Source organism: Angustibacter peucedani, assembly GCF_054779595.1.
This window is the reverse complement of sequence record NZ_BAAGXY010000084.1, coordinates 20,544-41,114: the sequence shown is the minus strand read 5'-3', so window position 1 is coordinate 41,114 and position 20,571 is coordinate 20,544. Positions and strand designations below refer to the sequence as shown.

Here is a 20,571-nt window from a genome sequence, read left to right as displayed (position 1 = left end):
GTCGGCGGGGTGCGCGTGGGCCACGAGGGGGTGCTGAAGGGGCCGGCGTCGTTGCACCGCAAGGTCGGCGGCGAGCTGGCCGACGCACGCACCGCGCTGGCCGACCGCTCCCCGGCCCGGGTGGCCGGCCGGGTCAACGACACCGTGCGGTACACGGTGGTGCTGGACGACGAGGCGTACGTGCGCGGCACGGTGCGCACGGTGCAGGCGCTGCGGGACGAGGGCTTCGAGCTGGCGGCCGCCAAGAGCACCTGGGGTGGACCGCGGTACCAGGGCGTGAACCTCACCCTGCGCGACCCCGCGACGGGCCGGCTGCTCGAGGTGCAGGTGCACACCCCCGGCAGCTGGCACGCGACCGTGCGCACGCACCACGACTACGAGCTGTACCGCGACGCCGGGATCCACCCTGCGCTCAAGGCACACCTCGAGCGGGTGATCGGCGCGGAGTACGACCGGGTGCCGCGGCCGGCCGGCGTGCAGGCCCTGCGCGACGCCCTCGACGCCGTCGGCACCGACGTCCGGCCGGTCTCGTCGGCCGGCACGCTGCCGCACGACGCCTGGGCGCTCGCGCGGCACGGCGTCCCGCACGCGGCGCTGGTCGCGGCCGGGGCACGGGGCGACGGGCAGCAGGTCGGAGGGCAGCAGGGCGGAGAGCAGCAGGCTGCGCGACGGTGAGACGATCACGGCGGCGCGGGCCCCGCCCGCCTGACCGGGTGCGTCCCGGTCGCACGGTCCCGAGCGAGAGGAACGGTCGATGGGTGCACTGGACGGTCGCGTGGCGCTGGTCACGGGTGGAGCGCGCGGCATCGGAGCCGCGACGGCCCGCCGGCTGGCTGCTGACGGCGCCACGGTCGCCCTGCTCGACCTCGACGAGGCCAGCGCCGCGGCCACGGCGGCCGCGATCTCGCCGGACGCGATCGGCGTGGGCGCCGACGTCACCGACGCCGCCGCGGTCGAGCAGGCCGTGGGCCGGGTGGTCGAGCAGCTCGGCGGGCTGCACGTCCTAGTCAACAACGCCGGCGTGACGCGCGACAACCTGCTGTTCAAGCTGACCGAGGACGACTGGGACACCGTGATGGCGGTGCACCTCAAGGGTGCGTTCAACGCGAGCAAGGCGGCGCAGGCGCACTTCGTGCCGCAGAAGTACGGCCGGATCATCAACCTCTCGAGCGTCTCGGCGCTCGGCAACCGCGGCCAGGCCAACTACAGCGCCGCGAAGATGGGTCTGCAGGGCTTCACGCGCACCCTCGCCATCGAGCTCGGGCCGTACGGCGTCACCGTGAACGCGGTGGCCCCCGGCTTCGTCGTGACGGAGATGACCGACGCCACGGCGCAGCGGTTGGGCATCACGCCCGAGCAGCTGCAGGCGGCCAGCGCGGAGGCCACGCCGGTGCGACGGGTCGGCCAGCCCGACGACATCGCCAACGCCATCGCGTTCTTCGCGAGCGAGGCGTCGGGCTTCGTCACCGGGCAGACGCTGTACGTCGACGGCGGCGCCAAGCTCTAGCCGGCTGCCGGCCAGTCACGGCCTCGGGGGTCAGGGGCGCAGCGTGCCGTCGTCCGTCATGCCCCGGCGACGCAGCTCGGCCACCAGCTCGGTGCCGTTCGGCGCGCGCAGCCAGGGGACGTCGGAGCCGGCGCGGTCCGGGCCGCGCTCCTCGGCCCGCTGGCCGGGCAGCGGGGTCGGCGTGCCGTGCGTCAGCACCTGCTCGGTCAGTCCCAGCTGCCGGATCGCGACGAGCCGCACCCGGTCGGGCCGGGCCCAGACGAGCTCGTCGTACAGCGCGGGGTCGTGCTGGCCGTCGTCCCCGACCAAGACCCAGCTCAGCTGCGGCAGCTCGTCCATCAACCGGCGCAGGGTGCGGCGCTTGTGGTCCTGGCCCGAGCGGAACCAGCCCTCGGGAGTGGGACCCCAGTCGGTGAGCAGCAGGGGGCCGTCGGGGAAGCCGCGCCGGCGCAGAAACCGTTGCAGCGCGGGGGCCAGGTTCCAGGCGCCGGTCGAGACGTAGACGACGAACGCGTCCGGCGCCGAGCGGGTCAGCGTGCGGTAGAGCTCGGCCATGCCGGGCACCGGGCGCCGCGACTCCTCGTGCCGCACGAAGGTGTTCCAGAAGGCCAGGAACGGTCGTGGCAGCGCGGTGACGAGCACGGTGTCGTCGACGTCCGACACGACGCCGAGCCGCTCGTCCGCGCCGACGACGCGCAGCGGTGCCTCGGCCACGGCCGAGCCGCTGATCCGCATCTCGGCCGTGTGCCAGCCGGGCGTGAGGTCGGCCGGCACGAGCAGGTCGACGTAGCCGCCGCGCCCGCACTCCACGACGTGCCGCTGACCGCCGACGTCGACGGTCACCGGCACGCCACCGAGCTTGGCGCTGACGAAGTGCCGCCAACCGCGCACGGCGACGTCGGCGCGCTCACCCGTGCCGGGCGGCGAGAGCAGGACCCGGCCGAGGACGCGGACCCAGCCGTCGGTGCCGTACCCGGTGTACGGGATCACCCGAGGACGCCAGCCGCGGCGGTGCAGCAGCCGGGACAGCGCGCGGTTGAGCGCGTCCTCCGTGCGGGCCGCGCGGTGCATGACGTCGTGCGCGCCGCTCCGCTCGGTGGTCACGACGCCACCCTACGGGCGGACCGGGGGTCAGGCCGCCTGCAGGCGGTCCAGCTCCGCGTCGTACTCGCGGGCGAGGCGGGCGACCAGGTCGAGGTCGTCGACCTCGACGGCCTGGTTCACGCGCTCGATGTAGATGATCTCGAGGGCGGTGCGTGCAGTGCTCATGGTGAGAGCCCTTCTGGGTGGGGACCCCGACGACTGCTCGGACGTCGTCGTCTCACCGGCGCGCAGGTTCGCGCTCGTGCACAGCCACTGGTGGCCCACCACCAGTGTAGGCGGGGCGCGGGGACGAGCTGATCATGACAACGCTGTCGGCCGCGTGAGGGCCGTCACGCCGCGCGACGGGGTCAGATCCCCTGCCAGCCGGGCTTCCCGCGCCAGACCTGCTCGTAGTAGTCGCGGTGGCGCAGGCCGCTCGCGGCAGCCGGGTCGAGCAGCACGGTGACGTGCGGGTGCAGCTGCAGCACCGACGCCGGGCAGCTGGCGCTGACCGGTCCCTCCACCGCGTCGGCGACCGCCTGCGCCTTGCCCTCGCCGGTGGCGAGCAGGACCAGGTGGCGCGCCTCCCCGATCGTGCCCAGCCCCTGGGTGATGACGTGGTGCGGGACGTCGTCCGGCGCGTCGAAGAACCGGGCGTTGTCGGAGCGGGTGCGCGCGGTGAGGGTCTTGACCCGGGTGCGCGACGCCAGCGACGAGCCGGGCTCGTTGAACGCCAGGTGCCCGTCGCTGCCGATGCCGAGCAGCTGGAGGTCGACGCCGCCCGCGTCGGCGATGGCGCGCTCGTAAGCCGCGCACGCCCGCGGGACGTCGGACGCCGCGCCGTCGGGTGCCTGCACCTGGCCCGGGTCGAGGTCGACGCGGCTCACGAGCTCGCGGTGGATGACCTCGCGGTAGGACTGCGGGTGCCCCGGCGGCAGCCCCACGTACTCGTCGAGGGTGAAGGCGCGAGCCGCGGCGAGCGACAGCGTTCCCGCGGCGCAGCGGTCGGCGAGCTCGTCGTAGACCGGCAGCGGGCTCGAGCCCGTGGCCAGGCCGAGCACCGTGGACCCGTTGCGCTGCAGCAGGTCCGCGATCGCGTCGGCGACCAGCGCGGCCCGGTGATGCTCGTCCGGGAGGACGACGACCTCCATGTCCTGCCTCTCCTCAGCCGTCCAGCTCGACGCCGTCGCGCAGCACCCGGACGACGTCGAGGGCGTCGTCCAGGACGACGACGTCCGCCGGGTCGCCGGGTCGCAGCCGGCCGAGACCGGCCGCGGCGGCACCCAGCAGTCTGGCCGGTCGCGTCGTGGCGGCGGCCACCGCGTCCGCCACGGCCGCCCCGCAGCGCACGGCCTCGCGGACGCCGCCGGCCATCGAGCCGACGCTGCCGGCGATGGTGCCGTCGGGGTCGCGGGCCACGCCGTCCCGGACGACGACGCTGCTGTCGCCGAGGGCGTACCGGCCGTCGCCACGACCGGCGGCCGCCATGGCGTCGGTGACCAGCACCCAGCGGTCGCCGGCGGCGGCGAGCGCGAGCCGCACGGTGTCGTCGGCGAGGTGCACGCCGTCGCAGATCAGCTGCACGTGCACCTCGGGCCGGGTCAGCGCCACGGCGGCGAGACCCGGCGACCGGGCGCTGAGCGGCGTCATGGCGTTGAACAGGTGCGTGGCGGTGCGGGCTCCGGCGTCCACCGCCGCGTGAGCCTCGACGGCACGAGAGGCGCTGTGCCCCAACGAGACCAGCAGCCCGCGCTCGACGGCCCACGAGACGAGGTCCAGCGCGCCGGGCAGCTCGGGCGCCAGGGTCAGGCCGACCACCGGACCGCCGGCGACCAGCTCGGCCAGCCCGTCGACGTCCGGCAGACGGAGGTGCTCGGGCGCGTGCACTCCGGCCCGCTCCGGGGAGAGGTACGGCCCCTCGAGCGCGGCCCCGAGCAGCCGCGCCGCCCCGGGGGCCGGCGCGGTGCGCGCCTGCTCGGCGACCTCCAGCGCGCGCAGGGTCGTCTTGGCGGGCGAGGTCACGAGGTTGGCGACGTACGCGGCGACGCCGGCCCGGGCGAGCGCGCGCCCGGCCTCCAGCCAGCCGTCGAGGTCGGCGTCGAGGAGGTCGACTCCCCCGTAGCCGTTGACCTGCAGGTCGACGAAGCCGGGGACGGCGAGCCCGCCGCGTCCCGGCGGGAGCCCGACCTCGACCACCCGGCCGTCGGCCACGCGGACGTCGCCGGGCACGTGGACGTCGTCGACGAGCGCCGCGGCGACGCCGAGGGTTCGCGAGCCGGACCCGGTCACGAAGCGGCCGAACCAGCAGCGTCGCGGGACTCCTGGGCGTCGCGCGCCAGCAGCGCGGCCCCCACGGCCGCCACCGGCGAACCGGGTGGAAGCAGCTCGACCCGGTGCGGCAGGTCGAGCGCCGCGAGGAACCGCGAGCCCTGCTGCGCGGACTGCAGCTCGCGGTGGACGGCCGAGAGCAGCGGTTGTCCGACCTCGGTGACGCCACCGGCCAGCACGACGGTCTCGACGTCCCAGGTCAGCACGAGCAGCCGGACGGCGTCCGCGACGCCGCGCGCGAAGTCGGCGACCACCTCGGCCGCCTTCTCGTCGCCGTCCGCGGCGGCCTGCCACGCAGTCGGCGTGCCGTCGACCAGCGGCCACGCCGCGGCCAGGGCGGCGCCGGACGCGAGGGTCTCGAGGCAGCCGCGCTGCCCGCACGGGCACCAGGCACCGGCCGGGTCGACGGGGACGTGACCGATCTCGCCGGCCGCCCCGCGCGCCCCCCGGTGCAGGTGGCCGCCGACGACGAGGCCGGCCGCGAGCCCGGTGCCGATGCTGAGCAGCGCGAGGTCGCCCGGGGTGCCGCGCAGCCGCCACGCGCCGAGGGCCGCGGCGTTGACGTCGTTCTCGACCACCGCGGGGGCACCCAGCGCGGCAGCCAGGTGCGCGGCCAGGTCGACCGGGTCGGCCCCCAGCTCGAGGTTCACGGCGTGCGACACCGCACCGCTGCCGGGCTGCACCAGGCCGGGCACCCCGACACCGGTGGCCACCAGGTCCGACGGCGTCGCCCCGGCCTTCGCCAGCGCCTGCCGCACCGCGTCGGTCGCCGACCCCACCACGCCCTCGGGACCGCGCCGGGTGCGCACCCGGGCCCGCCCCAGGACGCTGCGGTCGCCGTCCAGCACGACCGCGAGCACCTTGGAGCCGCCGATGTCGACGCCCGCGACGAGGTCACGGGTCACCGGGGGTCCCCCTCGCCGGCGAGCAGGTCGTCCAGCGCACGGCCCGAGACCGCCGAGGCCCCCCAGGTGCGCACCGTCACGACGTCGCTGCCCTCGCTGCCGTCGCTGCTGTCGCTGCCGTCGCTGGGGCCGGGCCAGCCGAGGTCGACGACCACGGCGTCCGGACGGCGGGCTCGCAGCTGCCGCACCGCGTCGCGCACCCACGCGTGGCGGTGGACGTCGCGCGCCAGCACCACGAGCGGCGCGTCGTCGAGGTCGTCCCACGGCCGGTCGCCGTCGTGCACGTCGACCGCACGTCGTCCGGCGAGCACCCGCCCGTCCGGCGGCAGGCCCCACGGCGCACGGCCGACGGCCTCGTTGCTGGCCGTGACGAGCCGGAGCACCTGGGCGCCGCCGGGGACCGGCAGACTGCCGGACCCCGCGATGAGGTCGAGGGCACGTGCCGCAGCGGTCGCGCTCGCGGCGGCATCGCTCGCGGCGTCGCCGAGCCCCCCGGAGCCGGCCGTGGACGCCGCCTCGCGCAGGCGGGAGAGCTGCGCGCCCGTGCGGTCGACGCGGTCAGCGGCCTCGGCCAACCGGTCCAGGGCCAGCGACCCGTCGGCCACGGCTCGCTCGACGGCGTCGACGACGTCCAGCACGCCCTGCTCGGTGAACTGCGAGCCCAGGCAGAGCAGGTCGACCCCGGCGTCGAGGGCCAGCACCGCAGCGGCGGGGATGCCACGGCCCTCGCTGGCGCCGCGCATGTCGAGGGCGTCGCTGACGAGCAGCCCCTCGAACCCGACGTCCTCGCGCAGCAACCGGGTCGCGGCGCGGCTGAGCGTCGCGGGTCGTGCCGGGTCGAGCGCGCGGACGACGACGTGCGAGGTCATCACCGCCACCGCAGCGGCGCGGACGCCGGCCACGAAGGGCACCAGCTCGCGCTCGCGCAGCACCTCGAGCGGCGGGTTCACGGTCGGCAGGGCCAGGTGCGAGTCGACCGTGGTGTCGCCGTGCCCCGGGAAGTGCTTCAGGCAGGCACCGGCACCGGCCTCCTGCACGCCGCGCACCCAGGCGTCGACGTGCCGGGCGACCTGCTGCGGCTCGGCGCCGAAGCTGCGCACGCCGATCACCGGGTTGTCGGGCGTGGTGTTGACGTCGGCCACTGGGCCGAGGTCGAGGTCGACGCCGTGCGCGATCAGCTGGCGGCCCACGTCGCGGGCCACGGCGCGCGTGAGCTCGAGGTCGTCGGCCCGGCCGAGCACGGCGTGGCCGGCGTGAGGGCTGCCAGTGCGGTAGTGGAGGCGGGTGACGTCGCCGCCCTCCTCGTCCAGCGAGGTGATGGCGGCCGGCCGCGCGGCGTGGACGGCGGCGTTGAGCGCGGCGATCTGCTCGAGCTCGAGCACGTTGCTGCCGTAGAGGCAGATCCCGCCGAGGCCGTCGTCGAGCAGCCCGGCCGCCCACGCGGGCAGCTCCGGGCCCCCGAACGAGGCCAGCAGCACGCGCAGCGCGAGCTCGCGGACGTCGGCCATGTCAGCCCTTCACCGCACCGGAGACCAGGCCGGACGACATCCGGCCCTGGACGAACACGAAGAAGACGATGACGGGGATGGTCATCAGCGTCGACCCGGCCATGATGGCGCCCCAGTCGGTGCCGCTGTTGACCTGGCGGAACGAGCGCAGCCACACCGGCAGGGTGAGGTGGTCGGGACGGTTCATCAGCACCAGCGCCATGACGAACTCGTTCCAGGCCTGGATGAAGGCGAAGACGCCGGTGGCCACCAGGCCCGGCCCGATCAGCGGCAGCGTCACCGAGCGGAACGACCGCAGCCGGCTGCAGCCGTCGATCATCGCGGCCTCCTCCAGCTCGACGGGGATGCCGGCGACGAACCCGCGCAGCGTCCAGATCGTGAAGGGCAGGACGGACGCGACGTACACCGCGGTCAGGCCCAGCACGGTGTTGGTGAGGTGCCAGCCGTCGAGCAGCCGGAACATCGAGATGATCAGCGCCTCGCCGGGGAGCATCTGCACCACGAGGATCACGAGCACGAACGCACGCCGGCCGACGAAGGTGAAGCGCGTGACGGCCAGGGCGGCGAGCAGCGCGACGAGCAGGGCGACCACGACCGTCGCGACCGTGACGACGAGGCTGACCCGCAGCGCGTCGACGAACGGGAACTGGCTGTCGCCCTGCAGCACCGTGCGGTAGTTGCCGACCGTCGGGTGCACGGGCGCGAACGTCGGGTCGACGTTGCGGATCAGGTCGTTGGGCAGGAACGAGGTGCTGACCATCCAGTAGACGGGGAACACCGACGCGACGATCACGACCAGCCCGGCAGCCGTGAGGGCCAGCCGCTGCAGCCGGCCGGGCTTGCGGCGTCCGGCCCGACGGCGGGTGCGGGCGACCGGGACCGCGGCGGGAGCCGGGACGGCGGCCGCCCCGGGCACGGCGGTGGAGGCGGTCACAGCGCGTCCTGCCGCACGACCTGGCGCACGTAGACGAACGACGTGGCGAGCATGATGACGACGAGGATCACGGCGATGGCGCTCCCGGTGTCGAAGCGGCCCTGCGCCACGCCGACCTGGTAGATGTACACCCCGATCGTGCTCGTCTTCGAGGTGATCCCGCCGGCGTCCTGCAGGGCGAAGATCTGGGTGAAGACGCGCAGGTCCCAGATCACCTGCAGGACGGTGAGGATCAGGACGACGGGGCGCAGCAGCGGGTAGGTGATGCGCCGGAACCGTTGCGCCGCAGAGGCTCCGTCGAGCTGGGCGGCCTCCATCAGCTCCTCCGGCACCTGGGTCAGCGCGGCGTACAGGGTGAAGGCCACGAACGGCACCGACTGCCACGTGATGACGACGGTGGCGACCGCGAAGAACGACAGCGGCTGGATCAGCCACGAGTGGCCGGTCATGTCCATGCCGGCGGCGCTGAGCAGCCAGTTCACGACGCCGTACTGGGTGTCGAACATCCACCCCCAGATGACGATCGCGGTGAGCGCCGGCATGGCCCAGGCGAGCAGCAGCGCCACGGTGACACCGAAGCGCATGACCCGTCCGAGCCGGGTCAGCAGCAGCGCCACCAGCATGCCGAGCACCATGGTGAGGGCGACGTTGACGCCGCAGAACGCGGCGCTGCGGGCCAGGACGACCCAGAACTGCCGGTCGGTCAGGACTCGCGTGTAGTTGTCGAGGCCGACGAACTCCGGCGGGGCGCCGAAGACCTGCGCCCGGCCGTACTTCTGGGTCGACATCACCAGCAGCCGCCACAGCGGGTAGCCGGTGAGCACCACCAGCACCGCGACCGCGGGGACCAGCAGCAGGTGGGGCAGGGACGGACGACGTCGGCGCAGCGTGACGGCGATCCCGCTCATCCCTTGCTCCCTCCTGCGGTGGATGGTCGTTCCTCGGTCGGGTGCTGGTGGTGCTTCGTGCGGACCGGCGTCAGCGGTTGAGCGCGGCGGTGATCTTGGTGTCAGCCGCGGTGGCCAGCTGCTGCACGTCGCCGCCCTTGGCGATCTGGACGAACAGGTCCTCCAGGATCTTGTCGGACTCGACGTTGGCCCAGCCCGGTGCGGCCGGCGTCAGCTTGGTGTTGCTGGCCGCCTGCGAGATGGCCTTGGCCACGTCGTCGTTGCCCAGCGAGCTGAACAGCGACGTCTTGGCCGGGATGAGGCCGGCCGCGGCCATCTTGGTCTGGTACCCGTCGCTCAGGATCACCTTGAGCAGGTTGTAGGCCAGGTCGGGGTGCTTGGACTTCGCGGCGATCGCGATGTTGGACCCACCGAGGAAGACCGGGGCGGTCTGGCCGGCCGTGGTGCCCGGCAGCGCGAACACGCCGAGGTCCTTCTCCGCCTTGGGGCAGCCGCCCTTGTCCTTGGGGGCAAGGATCGAGCCCTTGACCCAACCCGGCGCGCTGAGCATGCCGATCTGGTTGGCGCAGTATGGAACCTGCGGGTCGGTCTCGTTGCCGTCCTTGGCCGCGCCGGACGCGTTCTGCATGACCTGCTGCACCATCTTCAGGCCGGCCACGGACTCGGGCGTGCTCAGCGAGCCCTGCCACTTGCCGTCCTTCTCGACGGCGAGGTCGCCGCCCGAGGCCCAGATGTAGGGCAGCGCGTTGCGCCAGTCCTGGCCGGGGAAGTAGATGCCGCTGAAGCGGCCGTTCCCGTTGGCCTGGCGCAGCTTGGCGCCGTCCGAGACGTACTCCGCGAGCGTGGTCGGCGGCTTCAGGCCGGCCTTGGCGAGCAGGTCCTTGCGGTAGAAGACCAGGCGGGAGCCGGCGTAGTACGGCGCGGCGTACAGCTTGCCGTCGTAGGTGCCGGCGTCGACGAAGCCCTTGAGCAGGTCGTCCCCGCCGAGCTCGGCCTTCTTGTCGCTGATGTCCTTGAACGCGCCCGCCGAGGTGAAGGCCACGGCCTGCGTGTTGCCGACCTCGACGACGTCCGGGCTGTCGTTGCCCGAGAGCGAGGTGGTGAGCTTGTCGACGAGCCCGTCCCAGACCTGCTCCTCGATGACGAGCTCGGCCTTCGGGTTCTCCTTCTCGAACTGCGCCTTGGCGTAGTCGCGGACCTCCTGGGGGGTGTCCGTGCCGACGAGCCACAGCCGGATCTTCGTCTTCGCGCCCGCGTTCGCGTTCGTGTCGGACGACGACCCCGAGTTGCCGCCGCAGGCGGTCAGGGCCACAGCGGCAGCCAGAACGACTGCCGCAGAACGGATGTGCTTCACGTGGATCCTCCTGCGATGGTCGAGGCGCTCGACGGACGACGGGCGCCTTTCACTGCTGACGAACCTCGGGCTCGGGTCAGGACACCCCGAGCTGGCCGGACAGGACGAGGACCGCGGCACCGGTGAGGACGACGTCCTCGCCGAGCGCGGGCAGACGGAGGTCGACGTCCTCGCCGACCACGGGCATGCACCGCCGACGCAGGACGTCGAGGGCGGTGTCGAGCAGGGGGCCGCCGAGCAGGTCGGCCGGTCCGGAGAGCACGACCTCGCGGAGGTCGAGCGCGCTGATGATGGGGGCGATGGCGGTGCCGAGGTGGCGTCCGGCCTTGGCCAGCGCCCGCCGGGTGGCGGCGGGGTCGAGGCCGTCGACGCGGTGGCGCAGCGCCGCCGCCGACAGCACGGTCTCGAGGCAACCGGTGCGACCGCAGGCGCAGTCGTCGCCGCGCTCGTCGACGGTGAGGTGTCCGATCTCGCCGGCGGCCAGGTGCTGGCCCTGCAGCAGCGCGCCCTCGAGGAGCAGGCCCGCGCCGACGCCCTTGCCGACGCGCACCAACATCAGCCCGTGCTCGCCGGCGTCGCCGAACGTGTACTCCCCCATGGCCGCTGTGTTCGCGTCGTTGGCGACGTGCACCGGCAGACCGAGGCGCTCGCCGAGCACCAGGGCCAGCGGGACCGCCGTCCAGCCGAGGTTCGGCGCCTGCAGGACCACGCCGTCGGCGTCGACCAGGCCGGGCGTCGCGATCCCGACGCCGAGGACCTTGCGGTCGGTGAGCGCGATCAGCTGCTCGCACAGCTCGCCGACGAGGTCGACGGCGGCGGCACCGGTGCGGCCCTCGAGCGCGACGTCGAGCCGCTGCAGGATGCTGCCCTGCAGGTCGAGCACCGCGCCGTGCAGGCGGCTCTCGTCGGAGAGGTCGACGGCCACGACGTGGTGCGCCTCGTGCCGGACGCCGACCAGGGTAGCGGGCTTGCCCACCCGGGTGCCGGGACGGGCCCCGCGCTCGGCCAGCAGGCCGTCGTCGATGAGCTCGCCCACCAGGTCGCTGATCGTGACCCGGGTCAGACCGGTCTCACGGGCGAGGTCGGCGCGCGAGGACGGGCCGGACCGGAAGAGCTGCTGCAGCACCAGCGAACGGTTGTGCCGCCGGGCGTGCTCGGGCAGGACCTTGCCCGTGGGGCGCAGGCTCCGCCGCAGCCCGGAGGGTGCGCTGGGGATCGTCACGCGGGTTAGTAAAGAGTTCTCACAAACGTTGTGTCAAGGGTTCTAACAAATTCGTCGCCTGCAGGTGCGTCGGCGTGTCCGGCGGCGTCGCGTCGGTCTCGCGGTCACATGCGGACGAGACCCTCGAAGCGGACGACGGCCGCGCCCTGCTCGTCGGAGGCGGCCAGGTCGACCTCGGCCAGCAGGCCCCAGTCGTGGTCGCCGGCCGGGTCGTCCAGCACCTGCCGCACCTGCCAGGTGCCGCTCCCCTGCGTGATCTGGAGCAGCCGAGGACCCCGCGCATCGGGGCCGGTGCCGACGTCCGCGTGCTCGGCGAAGTACGCGTCTCCCGCCTCGGCCCATCGCTCGGCGTCCCACCCGGCGTCGGCGTCGAGCTCGGCCAGGTCGTGCCAGCGTCGCAGCGCGAGCAGCTCCACGCGCCGGAACATGGCGTTGCGCACCAGCACCGTGAACGCCCGCACGTTGCGGGTGAGCGGCGGCGGCGCGGCGTCGACCTGCTGCTCGGCCTGCGGCTGCTGCGGGTCCACGAGCTGCTCCCACTCGTCGAGCAGGCTGCTGTCGGTCTGCCGCACGATCTCGCCCAGCCACTCCGTGAGGTCGGTGAGCTCCTCGGTGCGGGAGCCCTCGGGAACGGTGCGGCGCAACGCCTTGAACGCGTCGGCGAGGTAGCGCAGCACCAACCCCTCGGACCGCGACAGCCCGTAGAAGGCCACGAGCTCGCCGAAGCCCAGCGCCCGCTCGTGCATGTCGCGCGCCACCGACTTGGGCGACAGCTCGTGGTCGGCGACCCAGGGGTGGCCGGCGCGGTAGGTCTCGTAGGCGTGCTCCAGCAGCTCGGCCAGCGGCTTGGGCCAGGTGACCTCGTCGAGCAGCTCGATCCGCTCGTCGTACTCGACCCCGTCGGCCTTCATCTGCGCGACGGCCTCTCCCCTGGCCTTGAACTGCTGCGCGAGCAGCACTTGGCGCGGGTCGTCGAGCGTGGCCTCCAGCACCGAGAGGACGTCGAGGGCGTGCGTCGGCGCAGCGGGGTCGAGCAGGTCGAGCGCGGCGAGGGCGAAGGTCGACAGCGGCTGGTTGAGCGCGAAGTCGCGCTGCAGGTCGACGGTGAGGCGGGCGCGTCGTCCGGTCTCGTCCGGGACCTCGAGCTGCTCGACCACGCCCGCCGCCAGCAGGGCCCGGTAGATCGCGACCGCGCGACGGACGTGCCGCACCTGTGCTCGCGGGTCCTCGTGGTTGTCGAGCAGCAGGTGTCGGAAGTGCTCGAGCGTGTCGCCCGGCCGTCCGATCACGTCGAGCACCATCGAGTGGCTCACCCGGAAGCGGCTGCGCAGCGGCTCGGGCTCGGCGGCCACCAGCCGCTCGAACGTCTCGCCGGACCAGGTCACCTGGCCCTCGGGCGGCTTCTTGCGCTGCACCTTGCGGCGCTTCTTCGGGTCGTCGCCGGCCTTGGCGAGGGCGCGTTCGTTCTCGATCACGTGCTCCGGCGCCTGGACGACGACGTACCCGCTGGTGTCGTAGCCCGCTCGCCCGGCACGGCCCGCGATCTGGTGGAACTCGCGCGCGTTGAGGCGCCGCTGGCGGTGGCCGTCGTACTTCGTCAGCCCGGTCAGCAGGACGGTGCGGATCGGCACGTTGATGCCGACGCCGAGGGTGTCGGTGCCGCAGATGACCTTCAGCAGACCGGCCTGCGCGAGCTGCTCGACCAGACGGCGGTAGCGCGGCAGCATGCCGGCGTGGTGCACGCCGATCCCGTGCCGCACCAGGCGGGACAGGGTCTTGCCGAAGCCGGACGTGAAGCGGAAAGCCCCGATCTGGGCCGCGATGGCGTCCTTCTGCTCGCGCGTCGCCACGTTGGTGCTCATCAGGGCCTGGGCCCGCTCGAGCGCCGCGGCCTGGGTGAAGTGGACGACGTACACCGGGCTCTGGTGGGTGCTCAGCAGCTCGTCGAGCGTCTCGTGCAGCGGGGTCAGCACGTAGCTGTGGCTCAGCGGGACCGGCCGCTCGGTGCCCGCCACCACGGCCGTCGGGCGCCCCGTGCGGCGGGTCAGGTCGTCGCGGAAGAAGGAGACGTCGCCGAGCGTCGCGGACATCAGCACGAACTGCGCCTGCGGCAGCTCGACGAGCGGGACCTGCCAGGCCCAGCCGCGCTGCGGGTCGCCGTAGAAGTGGAACTCGTCCATGACGACCTGGCCGACGTCGGCGGCGGCGCCTTCGCGCAGCGCCAGGTTCGCCAGGACCTCGGCGGTGCACGCCATGATCGGTGCGTCCGGGTTCACGGCCGCGTCCCCGGTGACCATCCCCACCTGGGCGCTGCCGAACTGCTGGCAGAGCGCGAAGAACTTCTCGCTCACCAGGGCCTTGATCGGCGCGGTGTAGTAGCTGCGTCGTCCGGTGGCGAGCGCGGCGAAGTGCGCCCCGGTGGCGACGAGGGACTTCCCGGACCCGGTGGGTGTGGACAGCACCACGTGGTTGCCGCTGAGGATCTCGATGAGCGCCTCGTCCTGCGCCGGGTACAGGTCGAGGCCCTGTTCCGACGTCCACGCGGTGAAGGCGTCGTAGAGGGCGTCGGCGTCCGCGGGGTCGGGGACGAGGTCGGTGAGCAGCATGGAGCCACCATGGTGCCGGGTCGTCGGGCCGCGCGTGCCGCCGGGACGGATTACTGCTGCTGACGTGCCCGCCAGCGACGGACCAGGTGCTCGACCGCTCGCGCTGCCCTCGTCCTCGCCGTCTGCCAGTTCTCGGTCGGGCCGGCGCCTGCCGAAGCACCCGGTGCGCGCGCTCCGTCCCACCGGACGACGCCGTCCACCACGCGACCGCGCTGGCCGGTGGCGTGGACGTAGCGGTGGTGAAGGCCGCACACCAGAGCGCCGTTGCGTTCGGAGGTCGGGCCGCCGTCCGCGAAGGACTCCATGTGGTGGACGTGGCACCACGCCGCGGGGGCCGTGCAGCGCGACCAGGTGCAATGCCGGTCGCGGGCGACGATCGCAGCTCGGATCCGGGGCGGGAAGGCGTACTGGGTGTCGCCGACGTCCAGCGGGCCGCCGTGCTCGTCGACCATGACGGGCACGAGCTCCGCGGTGCAGACCAGCTCCGCGAGGCGCGAGGACGACAGTGCGGTGCCGTCGTCCAGCCGGGCCGGCTCGAGTCCTGCCACCGGCTGGCCGGTCAGGGCTGCCTCCAACGTCTCGCGCGCCACCGTGGTGACGACGCGGAACGGTGAACCGTGGGTGGTCGGCAGCAAGCTCGGGGTGGCGAGGGCAGTACCGGCCAGTGCTTCCAGCGCGTCGTGCCGTCGTTGGCTAGCGGTGCGGTGGTCGGCGGTGCCGTCGGTCGCGGGGCGTGGGGCCGACCAGGCGTCGAGCGCGGAGCGGACGGCCGCACCCGCTTCGGGGGTCAGGAGCCCTGTGACGTGCACCATCCGCGACGGCAGCGTGGCAAGGGTGAACGAGCGGGCGTGGTCGCGAGCCACCTCGTCGCGCGCCAGGCGGTCGTCGGCGTCGGGGTCGAGCCGGCAGCGCAGGGACGTCGCCACACGTTGCATGCGCACGGGGTCGGTGGTCGTGGCCTCGACGAGCAGCAGCTGTTCGACCTCGGCGACCGCTTGCTCGTCGACCGTCCCCGCCGGCGCTCGCGGCGGGAGCAACGACGCCACGGTGTCGCTGATGACGTCGGCCTGCTCGAGCGAGATGTCGCCGGCCGCGACGGCCGCTCGCGTGGCCCTCGTGTCGGCCGCGAGCGGAGAGGTGTGCAGGTCGCGGGCGCGACGTTCGAGTCGACGAGCCGCGTGGTCGGCCATGCCCGGCACCAGGCTCGTGAGCCAGTGAGCCGAGCGGCGGTGGCCCAAGGAGCTCGGCAGTCCGCGGGTGGACGCCTCGGCCACCGCCGTCAGTTGGACGGCCGCCAGCCGGCGCAGCTGGTGCTCGACCCTCACCACGAGCTCGGCGACGTCGTCCGACGACCAGCCCCAGGCGGGGACGGCGGCCAGCGCGTCGATCGCGGCGTCGACCGCGGCAAGCGCATTCGCGACCAGTCCCCCTCCTACCCCCGGCGTCGCGCTTGTCGTCGTCATGCGTCAAATCTATGGTCAGCCACTGACAGCCGTTGCAGCAGAACGGTTCCTGTGGATGGTCTGACACGGCTATCCACCCGTGGACCATCGATGAGGCCTTTGTCCACAGGCGCCTGGGAGCTCTGGACGCGACCCGTGACATTTCCGCTAGATTCGGGCACATGATCTTGGGGCGGATCTCTCTCATCACGGCTGCCACGGCAGCATCACTTGCGCTGCTGACGGCGTGCCAGGGCGACGACGGGGCGACAGCTCCGCCGTCTCCGGTCACGCCGACCGTCGTCGGGACCGCGACGGGCACGGCGAGCAGCCCGACATCGGGCGCTCCCTCTCCTACGGCGTCGACCGGCGAGGTGCCGGCCGCGGCTCGGGCCAACACCGCCGCCGGCGCCGAAGCCTTCGCCCGCTACTACTTCGATCGCATGAACCAAGCCCTGGTAGAACCTGAGACCACAGACCTCGCCGGACTCTCGGCTAAGACGTGCTCCTCTTGCGCCAACCTGGAGCGAAACATCGCTCTGTTTCGGCAGGACGGCGAGCACCTGTCTGCCGAGCCCTACCTGGTGACTGACTTCGTTGAGTTGCCGGAGTCGACCACTGCTCATCGCGCATTCCAGTTTGCACTGCGGCAGCGCAAGACCTACGTACTCGACCGGGCAGGGCGTCGAGGTCGCGTGCAGCCAGAGGAACGTCATCTTGCTGAAGTCCTGCTCGACCGGACGGATGCCGGCTGGGTCACGGCCGACCTGGCCCTCGCCGCGCTGTCGGGCGAAGGTTCATGAGCAAGTCAGCACTCCGTCGAGTTGTCGGAGTCTGGATGGTGGCGGTGATGCTGCTGTCCCTGGCGGTCTGCCCCGCTTCTGCGAGATCGGGGCGGCACCGAGGCAACAGCAGCGTCGGAGCTGCGCTACACCAGGGCGGCATTCGCATTGGAGCCCGACGGGCCGATCACAAGGCAGGAGGACGACACAGGCACGCGGCAGCCAACGCGGCGCACAACGACATTGAGAGCACCCTCACGCCCGCCTGCCGCAACAACGCACCCGGGGAGGCAGCCGTGGACGCATCGTGCGCTCAATCTGTCGACACGTGCGCAGCGAGCGGCCGAGGTGTCGGGTTTCTCAGTTGGGTGTGGCAGCGGAACGGGGCCGGACGCCCTTGGGTTCGCGTCGGGAGCGTCTGCACAGCCGAGCGCCCCCGTGGTAAAGGACCGACCGTGACGTTGGGGATGGTGCAGGAGGCGTTCCGGCACCTCGACTTCGCCCGCCCGCCGTCCGCATCCAACCTGAGGGCGACGTCACGCTGGTCAACCTCCCGACCTATTACCGCGTCCAGTGGCCGGCCGCTGGCGTCCAACCGACCGAGGTCGCGACCGTGACGATCCTCGGCCTGCAGGTCCGCATCCGGCCGAGCGCCCAGTCCTACACCTACGCCTTCGGCGACGGCACCCGCACCGCACCTACCACCGACGCCGGCGGCACGTATCCCACCGGCAGGATCGTCCACACCTACCGCGACACGACCACCGCCCCCGCGAGCGTGACCGCCCGCTACACCGCGGAGTTCAGCGTTCAGGGCGGTCCGTGGCAGCCGGTCGACGACAGCCTCGACGTGACAGGGCCGCCCACCCGGCTCGACGTCCGCGAGGCCCACGCCCGCCTGGAGGCCGGTACCGCACGCTGACCACCCGCACCCCACGAACGCGCACCCATCCCCCGGACGGCGCACTCAAGCAACCGCCCCGACCCGCCGAGACAACCAGCGGGTGGACCGCCGCGCGGCGGCCGAGAGGGGTTTCTGGTGACCGAGGCGTCGCACGCGTCCGTGCCAACCGTCAGCCGACGCACCGCACTCGTGCTGCCCGCCGCCGGGGCGGCAGGGGTCGTCCTGGCCAGCGCCGCGACCGGCATCGCCACCGCCGCGAGCGCCGCCGCCGCCGCGGCAGCACCGCCCACCACGGGCGCCGCGTTCACGACGAACACCCAGTCCTGGCACCTCGCCCGCCGCGCCACGAGCGGCGCGACGTCCGCGCTCGTCTCCGAGATCGCCCGCCTGGGCGCCACGAAGTGGCTGGACTACCAGCTCAACCCCAGCCGGCTGAGCGACAGCACCTACGACAAGGTCGCCGCCCGCTTCGGATCGCAGTCCACCCCCGTCTGGGCCGTCAAGGACGCGATCGACACCGGCAAGATCGAGGGTTGGGAGCGCAAGTTCGGCGTCCAGTGCGAGCACGTCGCCCGCCTCCTGTGGTCCCGGCGGCAGCTGCAGGCGCTCATGACCGACTTCTGGGCCAACCACCTCAACGTCGCCGTGCTCTCCGACGACGTCGACGCCTCCCGCGCGCACTACCAGTACGTGCTGCGCACCCGCGCGCTCGGCAAGTTCAGCGACCTGCTCGCGATGGCCAGCCAGCACCCCGCGATGCTCACCTACCTCGACAACCGCTCGAGCCGCGCCACGCACCCCAACGAGAACCAGGGCCGCGAGCTGCTCGAGCTGCACACCCTCGGCGTCGGCAACTACACCGAGACCGACGTCCTGAACTCCACCCGGGTCCTCACCGGCCTGAGCGTCAACAACGAGTCGGGCGAGTTCGAGTACAAGCCCTGGTACCACTGGACCGGCTCGGTCAAGGTGCTCGGCTGGAAGCACACCAACGCCTCGCGCACCGACGGCCTGACCGTCGCCCGCTCCTACCTCGCCTACCTGGCCAAGCACCCGGCCACGGCCAAGCGCATCTGCACCAAGCTGGCGCAGTACTTCGTGAACGACACCCCGCCGTCCGCGCTCGTCTCGCGCATGGTGAGCACCTACCTCGCCGGCGGGACGGCGATCGCCCCCGTCCTGCGCGTCATGTTCACCAGCCCCGAGTTCCGGGCCAGCTTCGGCGCCGTCACCCGCCGTCCGCTGGAGTCGACCCTGGCCACGGTCCGCGCTCTCGGCCTCGGCCCGGACGCCAGCGGCTACGAAGGAGTCAAGGCGATCGTCTACGCGATCGGCGACGCCGGGCAGAGCCCGATGAACTGGCCGACGCCCGACGGCTACCCGCAGGCGGCGGCAGCGTGGGGCTCGACGTCCGCCACCCTGCAGCGCTGGAACTTCACCCGCTCCCTCGTCAGCGGCTGGTGGCCGACCACGCTGACCCGTTCGGCGACGCTCCTGCAGCAGGTGCACCCCGCTGCCCTGCCGGCCACGCACGGCCAGCTGGTGGACGACGTCGCGCGCCGGCTGTTCGGCCGCACCCTCGGCAGCGCCGGCAACGCCGCGGTGCTCACCTTCCTCGGCGTCACCGCCAGCACGCCGCTCACCAGCAGCTCGGCCGCCGTCACCTGGCGCCTCGGCGAGTGGGTCTCGCTGCTGCTCGACTCCCCCTTCCACGTCTACCGGTGACGAGGCCAGCGATGACGACCACCCCGACCGCGCCCGGCGCGGCCCTCGACCCCGCCACCTGCAGCGGCTGCGCCGACGACCGGCGCGCCCGCGGCCTCACCCGGCGCAGCCTGCTGACCGGCGTGCTGGGCGCCGGCGCGGCCCTGGCGGTGAGCGAGAACGTCACCGTGCGCTACGCCGACGCCGCGACGCCTCCCGGCACCGACACCCTCGTCGTGATGTTCCTGCGCGGTGGCTTCGACGGGCTCAGCGCCGTCGTCCCGGTCACCGACACCGCCTACTACTCGGCCCGCCCCACCATCGGCATCCCGCAGGCCAGCACTCTCGCCCTCGACAGCCGCTTCGGCCTGCACCCCGCCCTCGGCGCGCTGAAGCCGTTCTGGGACGCCGGCTCGCTGGCCTTCGTCCACGCCGCCGGCCTCACCGCGCCGAACCGCTCGCACTTCTCGGCCATGGAGGAGATCGAGCGCGCCGCACCCGGCTCGTCCGTCCGCACCGGCTGGCTCGACCGCACCCTGGGCCTGGACACGCAGACCTCCACCGACGCGCCCTTCAACGGCGTCACCATCGGTGGCCGCGCCCCGCGGTCGACCGCCGGCCCCCAGCCCGAGGTCACCATGCGCTCGCTGCAGTCGTTCGCGCTGTCCGGCGCGGGTGACGCGGCGGCGCGCCAGCGCTGGTCGACCGCGCTCGGCGCCCTGCACGCCGGCACCACGAGCACCGTGGGCGACCCCGCCCGGGCCACGCTCGCGGCGCTCGACCAGGCCGCGATCATCTCCGGCGCGGGCTACACGCCCGCCAACGGCGCGACCTACCCCGACACCGACCTCGGCAAGGCCCTCAAGGACGCCGCGCGCCTCATCAAGTCCTCGCAGCGCGTCGCGGTGCTCACCGTCGACGAGGGTGACTGGGACATGCACGCCGGGCTGGGCTCGGTCGGCCGCGGCTGGATGCGCGACAAGCTCACCGAGCTGGGCGGGTCGTTGGCCGCCTTCGCGACCGACCTGGGCAGCGCGATGGACGGCGTCACGCTCGTCACGATGAGCGAGTTCGGTCGCCGCACCGGCGAGAACGCCTCGAACGGCGTCGACCACGGCTGGGGCAACGTGATGTTCGTGCTGGGCGGCGGCGTCCAGGGCGGCCAGGTGCACGGCACCTGGCCGGGTCTCGACCCGAGCAACCTGTTCCAGGGCGACCTGCGGGCGACCACGGACTACCGTGCGGTGCTCGCCGACGTCCTGGTCAACCGCTGCGGTGCCAGCCTGGCCGAGGCGCGCGGCGTCTTCCCGGGCTGGACCGGCACCCCGCTCGGCGTCACGACCGCCCGCGCCTGACCCCGCGCGAACCCCTGGCCCGAGCGGGC

Annotated in this window: 17 protein-coding genes and 1 pseudogene; 6 read left to right on the top strand and 12 right to left on the bottom strand. The window is 73.4% G+C overall.

Features of this window, described 5'->3' with window-relative positions; genetic code table 11:
* Nucleotides 1–675, top strand: a pseudogene (locus ACYVJ4_RS14935) (hypothetical protein); the annotation flags it as partial.
* A gap of 79 nt (nt 676–754) precedes the next feature.
* A complete protein-coding gene (fabG, locus tag ACYVJ4_RS14930; RefSeq protein WP_460460932.1) occupies nt 755–1,507 on the top strand; it encodes a 3-oxoacyl-ACP reductase FabG in 753 nt (250 codons plus the stop codon).
* A gap of 30 nt (nt 1,508–1,537) precedes the next feature.
* On the opposite strand, the gene ACYVJ4_RS14925 is transcribed toward fabG, so the two are convergent.
* From ACYVJ4_RS14925 to ACYVJ4_RS14870, 12 genes are all read right to left on the bottom strand, one after another.
* Nucleotides 1,538–2,611: an App1 family protein gene (locus ACYVJ4_RS14925; RefSeq protein WP_460460931.1), complete on the bottom strand. Its 1,074-nt coding sequence runs from the start codon at nt 2,609–2,611 to the stop codon at nt 1,538–1,540.
* Nucleotides 2,612–2,638: 27 nt separating this feature from the next.
* A complete protein-coding gene (locus tag ACYVJ4_RS14920; protein WP_460460930.1) occupies nt 2,639–2,776 on the bottom strand; it encodes a hypothetical protein in 138 nt (45 codons plus the stop codon).
* 182 nt (nt 2,777–2,958) lie between these two features.
* Complete coding sequence (nagB, locus tag ACYVJ4_RS14915; protein ID WP_460460929.1) at nt 2,959–3,741, bottom strand: glucosamine-6-phosphate deaminase; 783 nt, start codon at nt 3,739–3,741, stop codon at nt 2,959–2,961.
* A gap of 13 nt (nt 3,742–3,754) precedes the next feature.
* On the bottom strand, nt 3,755–4,879 hold the full coding sequence (locus ACYVJ4_RS14910) for an N-acetylglucosamine-6-phosphate deacetylase (protein ID WP_460460928.1): 1,125 nt from the start codon (nt 4,877–4,879) through the stop codon (nt 3,755–3,757).
* Nucleotides 4,876–5,823: an ROK family protein gene (locus ACYVJ4_RS14905; protein ID WP_460460927.1), complete on the bottom strand. Its 948-nt coding sequence runs from the start codon at nt 5,821–5,823 to the stop codon at nt 4,876–4,878. The genes ACYVJ4_RS14910 and ACYVJ4_RS14905 overlap by 4 nt, the downstream gene beginning before the upstream one ends.
* Nucleotides 5,820–7,331 carry a glycoside hydrolase family 3 N-terminal domain-containing protein gene (locus ACYVJ4_RS14900; protein ID WP_460460926.1) on the bottom strand — a complete coding sequence of 504 codons (1,512 nt, stop codon included), beginning with the start codon at nt 7,329–7,331 and terminating at the stop codon, nt 5,820–5,822. The genes ACYVJ4_RS14905 and ACYVJ4_RS14900 overlap by 4 nt, the downstream gene beginning before the upstream one ends.
* A 1-nt stretch (nt 7,332) precedes the next feature.
* Complete coding sequence (locus tag ACYVJ4_RS14895; RefSeq protein ID WP_460460925.1) at nt 7,333–8,265, bottom strand: carbohydrate ABC transporter permease; 933 nt, start codon at nt 8,263–8,265, stop codon at nt 7,333–7,335.
* Complete coding sequence (locus ACYVJ4_RS14890; protein WP_460460924.1) at nt 8,262–9,173, bottom strand: carbohydrate ABC transporter permease; 912 nt, start codon at nt 9,171–9,173, stop codon at nt 8,262–8,264. The genes ACYVJ4_RS14895 and ACYVJ4_RS14890 overlap by 4 nt, the downstream gene beginning before the upstream one ends.
* A gap of 70 nt (nt 9,174–9,243) precedes the next feature.
* A complete protein-coding gene (locus ACYVJ4_RS14885) occupies nt 9,244–10,485 on the bottom strand; it encodes an extracellular solute-binding protein (RefSeq protein WP_460460923.1) in 1,242 nt (413 codons plus the stop codon).
* A 118-nt stretch (nt 10,486–10,603) separates the two neighbouring features.
* Entirely contained in the window at nt 10,604–11,749 is a 1,146-nt protein-coding gene (locus tag ACYVJ4_RS14880) for an ROK family transcriptional regulator (RefSeq protein WP_460460922.1), read from the bottom strand.
* A gap of 104 nt (nt 11,750–11,853) precedes the next feature.
* Complete coding sequence (locus ACYVJ4_RS14875; RefSeq protein WP_460460921.1) at nt 11,854–14,355, bottom strand: DEAD/DEAH box helicase; 2,502 nt, start codon at nt 14,353–14,355, stop codon at nt 11,854–11,856.
* 50 nt (nt 14,356–14,405) lie between these two features.
* Complete coding sequence (locus ACYVJ4_RS14870; protein ID WP_460460920.1) at nt 14,406–15,818, bottom strand: HNH endonuclease signature motif containing protein; 1,413 nt, start codon at nt 15,816–15,818, stop codon at nt 14,406–14,408.
* A gap of 161 nt (nt 15,819–15,979) precedes the next feature.
* Here ACYVJ4_RS14870 and ACYVJ4_RS14865 point away from each other — a divergent pair, with 161 nt between their 5' ends.
* From ACYVJ4_RS14865 to ACYVJ4_RS14850, 4 genes are all read left to right on the top strand, one after another.
* On the top strand, nt 15,980–16,600 hold the full coding sequence (locus ACYVJ4_RS14865) for a DUF6318 family protein (RefSeq protein WP_460460919.1): 621 nt from the start codon (nt 15,980–15,982) through the stop codon (nt 16,598–16,600).
* A gap of 592 nt (nt 16,601–17,192) precedes the next feature.
* Nucleotides 17,193–17,501 (top strand): hypothetical protein, encoded by a 309-nt coding sequence (locus ACYVJ4_RS14860; protein ID WP_460460918.1) that lies wholly within the window; start codon nt 17,193–17,195, stop codon nt 17,499–17,501.
* Nucleotides 17,502–17,618: 117 nt separating this feature from the next.
* On the top strand, nt 17,619–19,208 hold the full coding sequence (locus ACYVJ4_RS14855; protein WP_460460917.1) for a DUF1800 domain-containing protein: 1,590 nt from the start codon (nt 17,619–17,621) through the stop codon (nt 19,206–19,208).
* Nucleotides 19,209–19,219: 11 nt separating this feature from the next.
* Entirely contained in the window at nt 19,220–20,542 is a 1,323-nt protein-coding gene (locus ACYVJ4_RS14850) for a DUF1501 domain-containing protein (RefSeq protein ID WP_460460916.1), read from the top strand.
* Nucleotides 20,543–20,571: the final 29 nt, after the last annotated feature.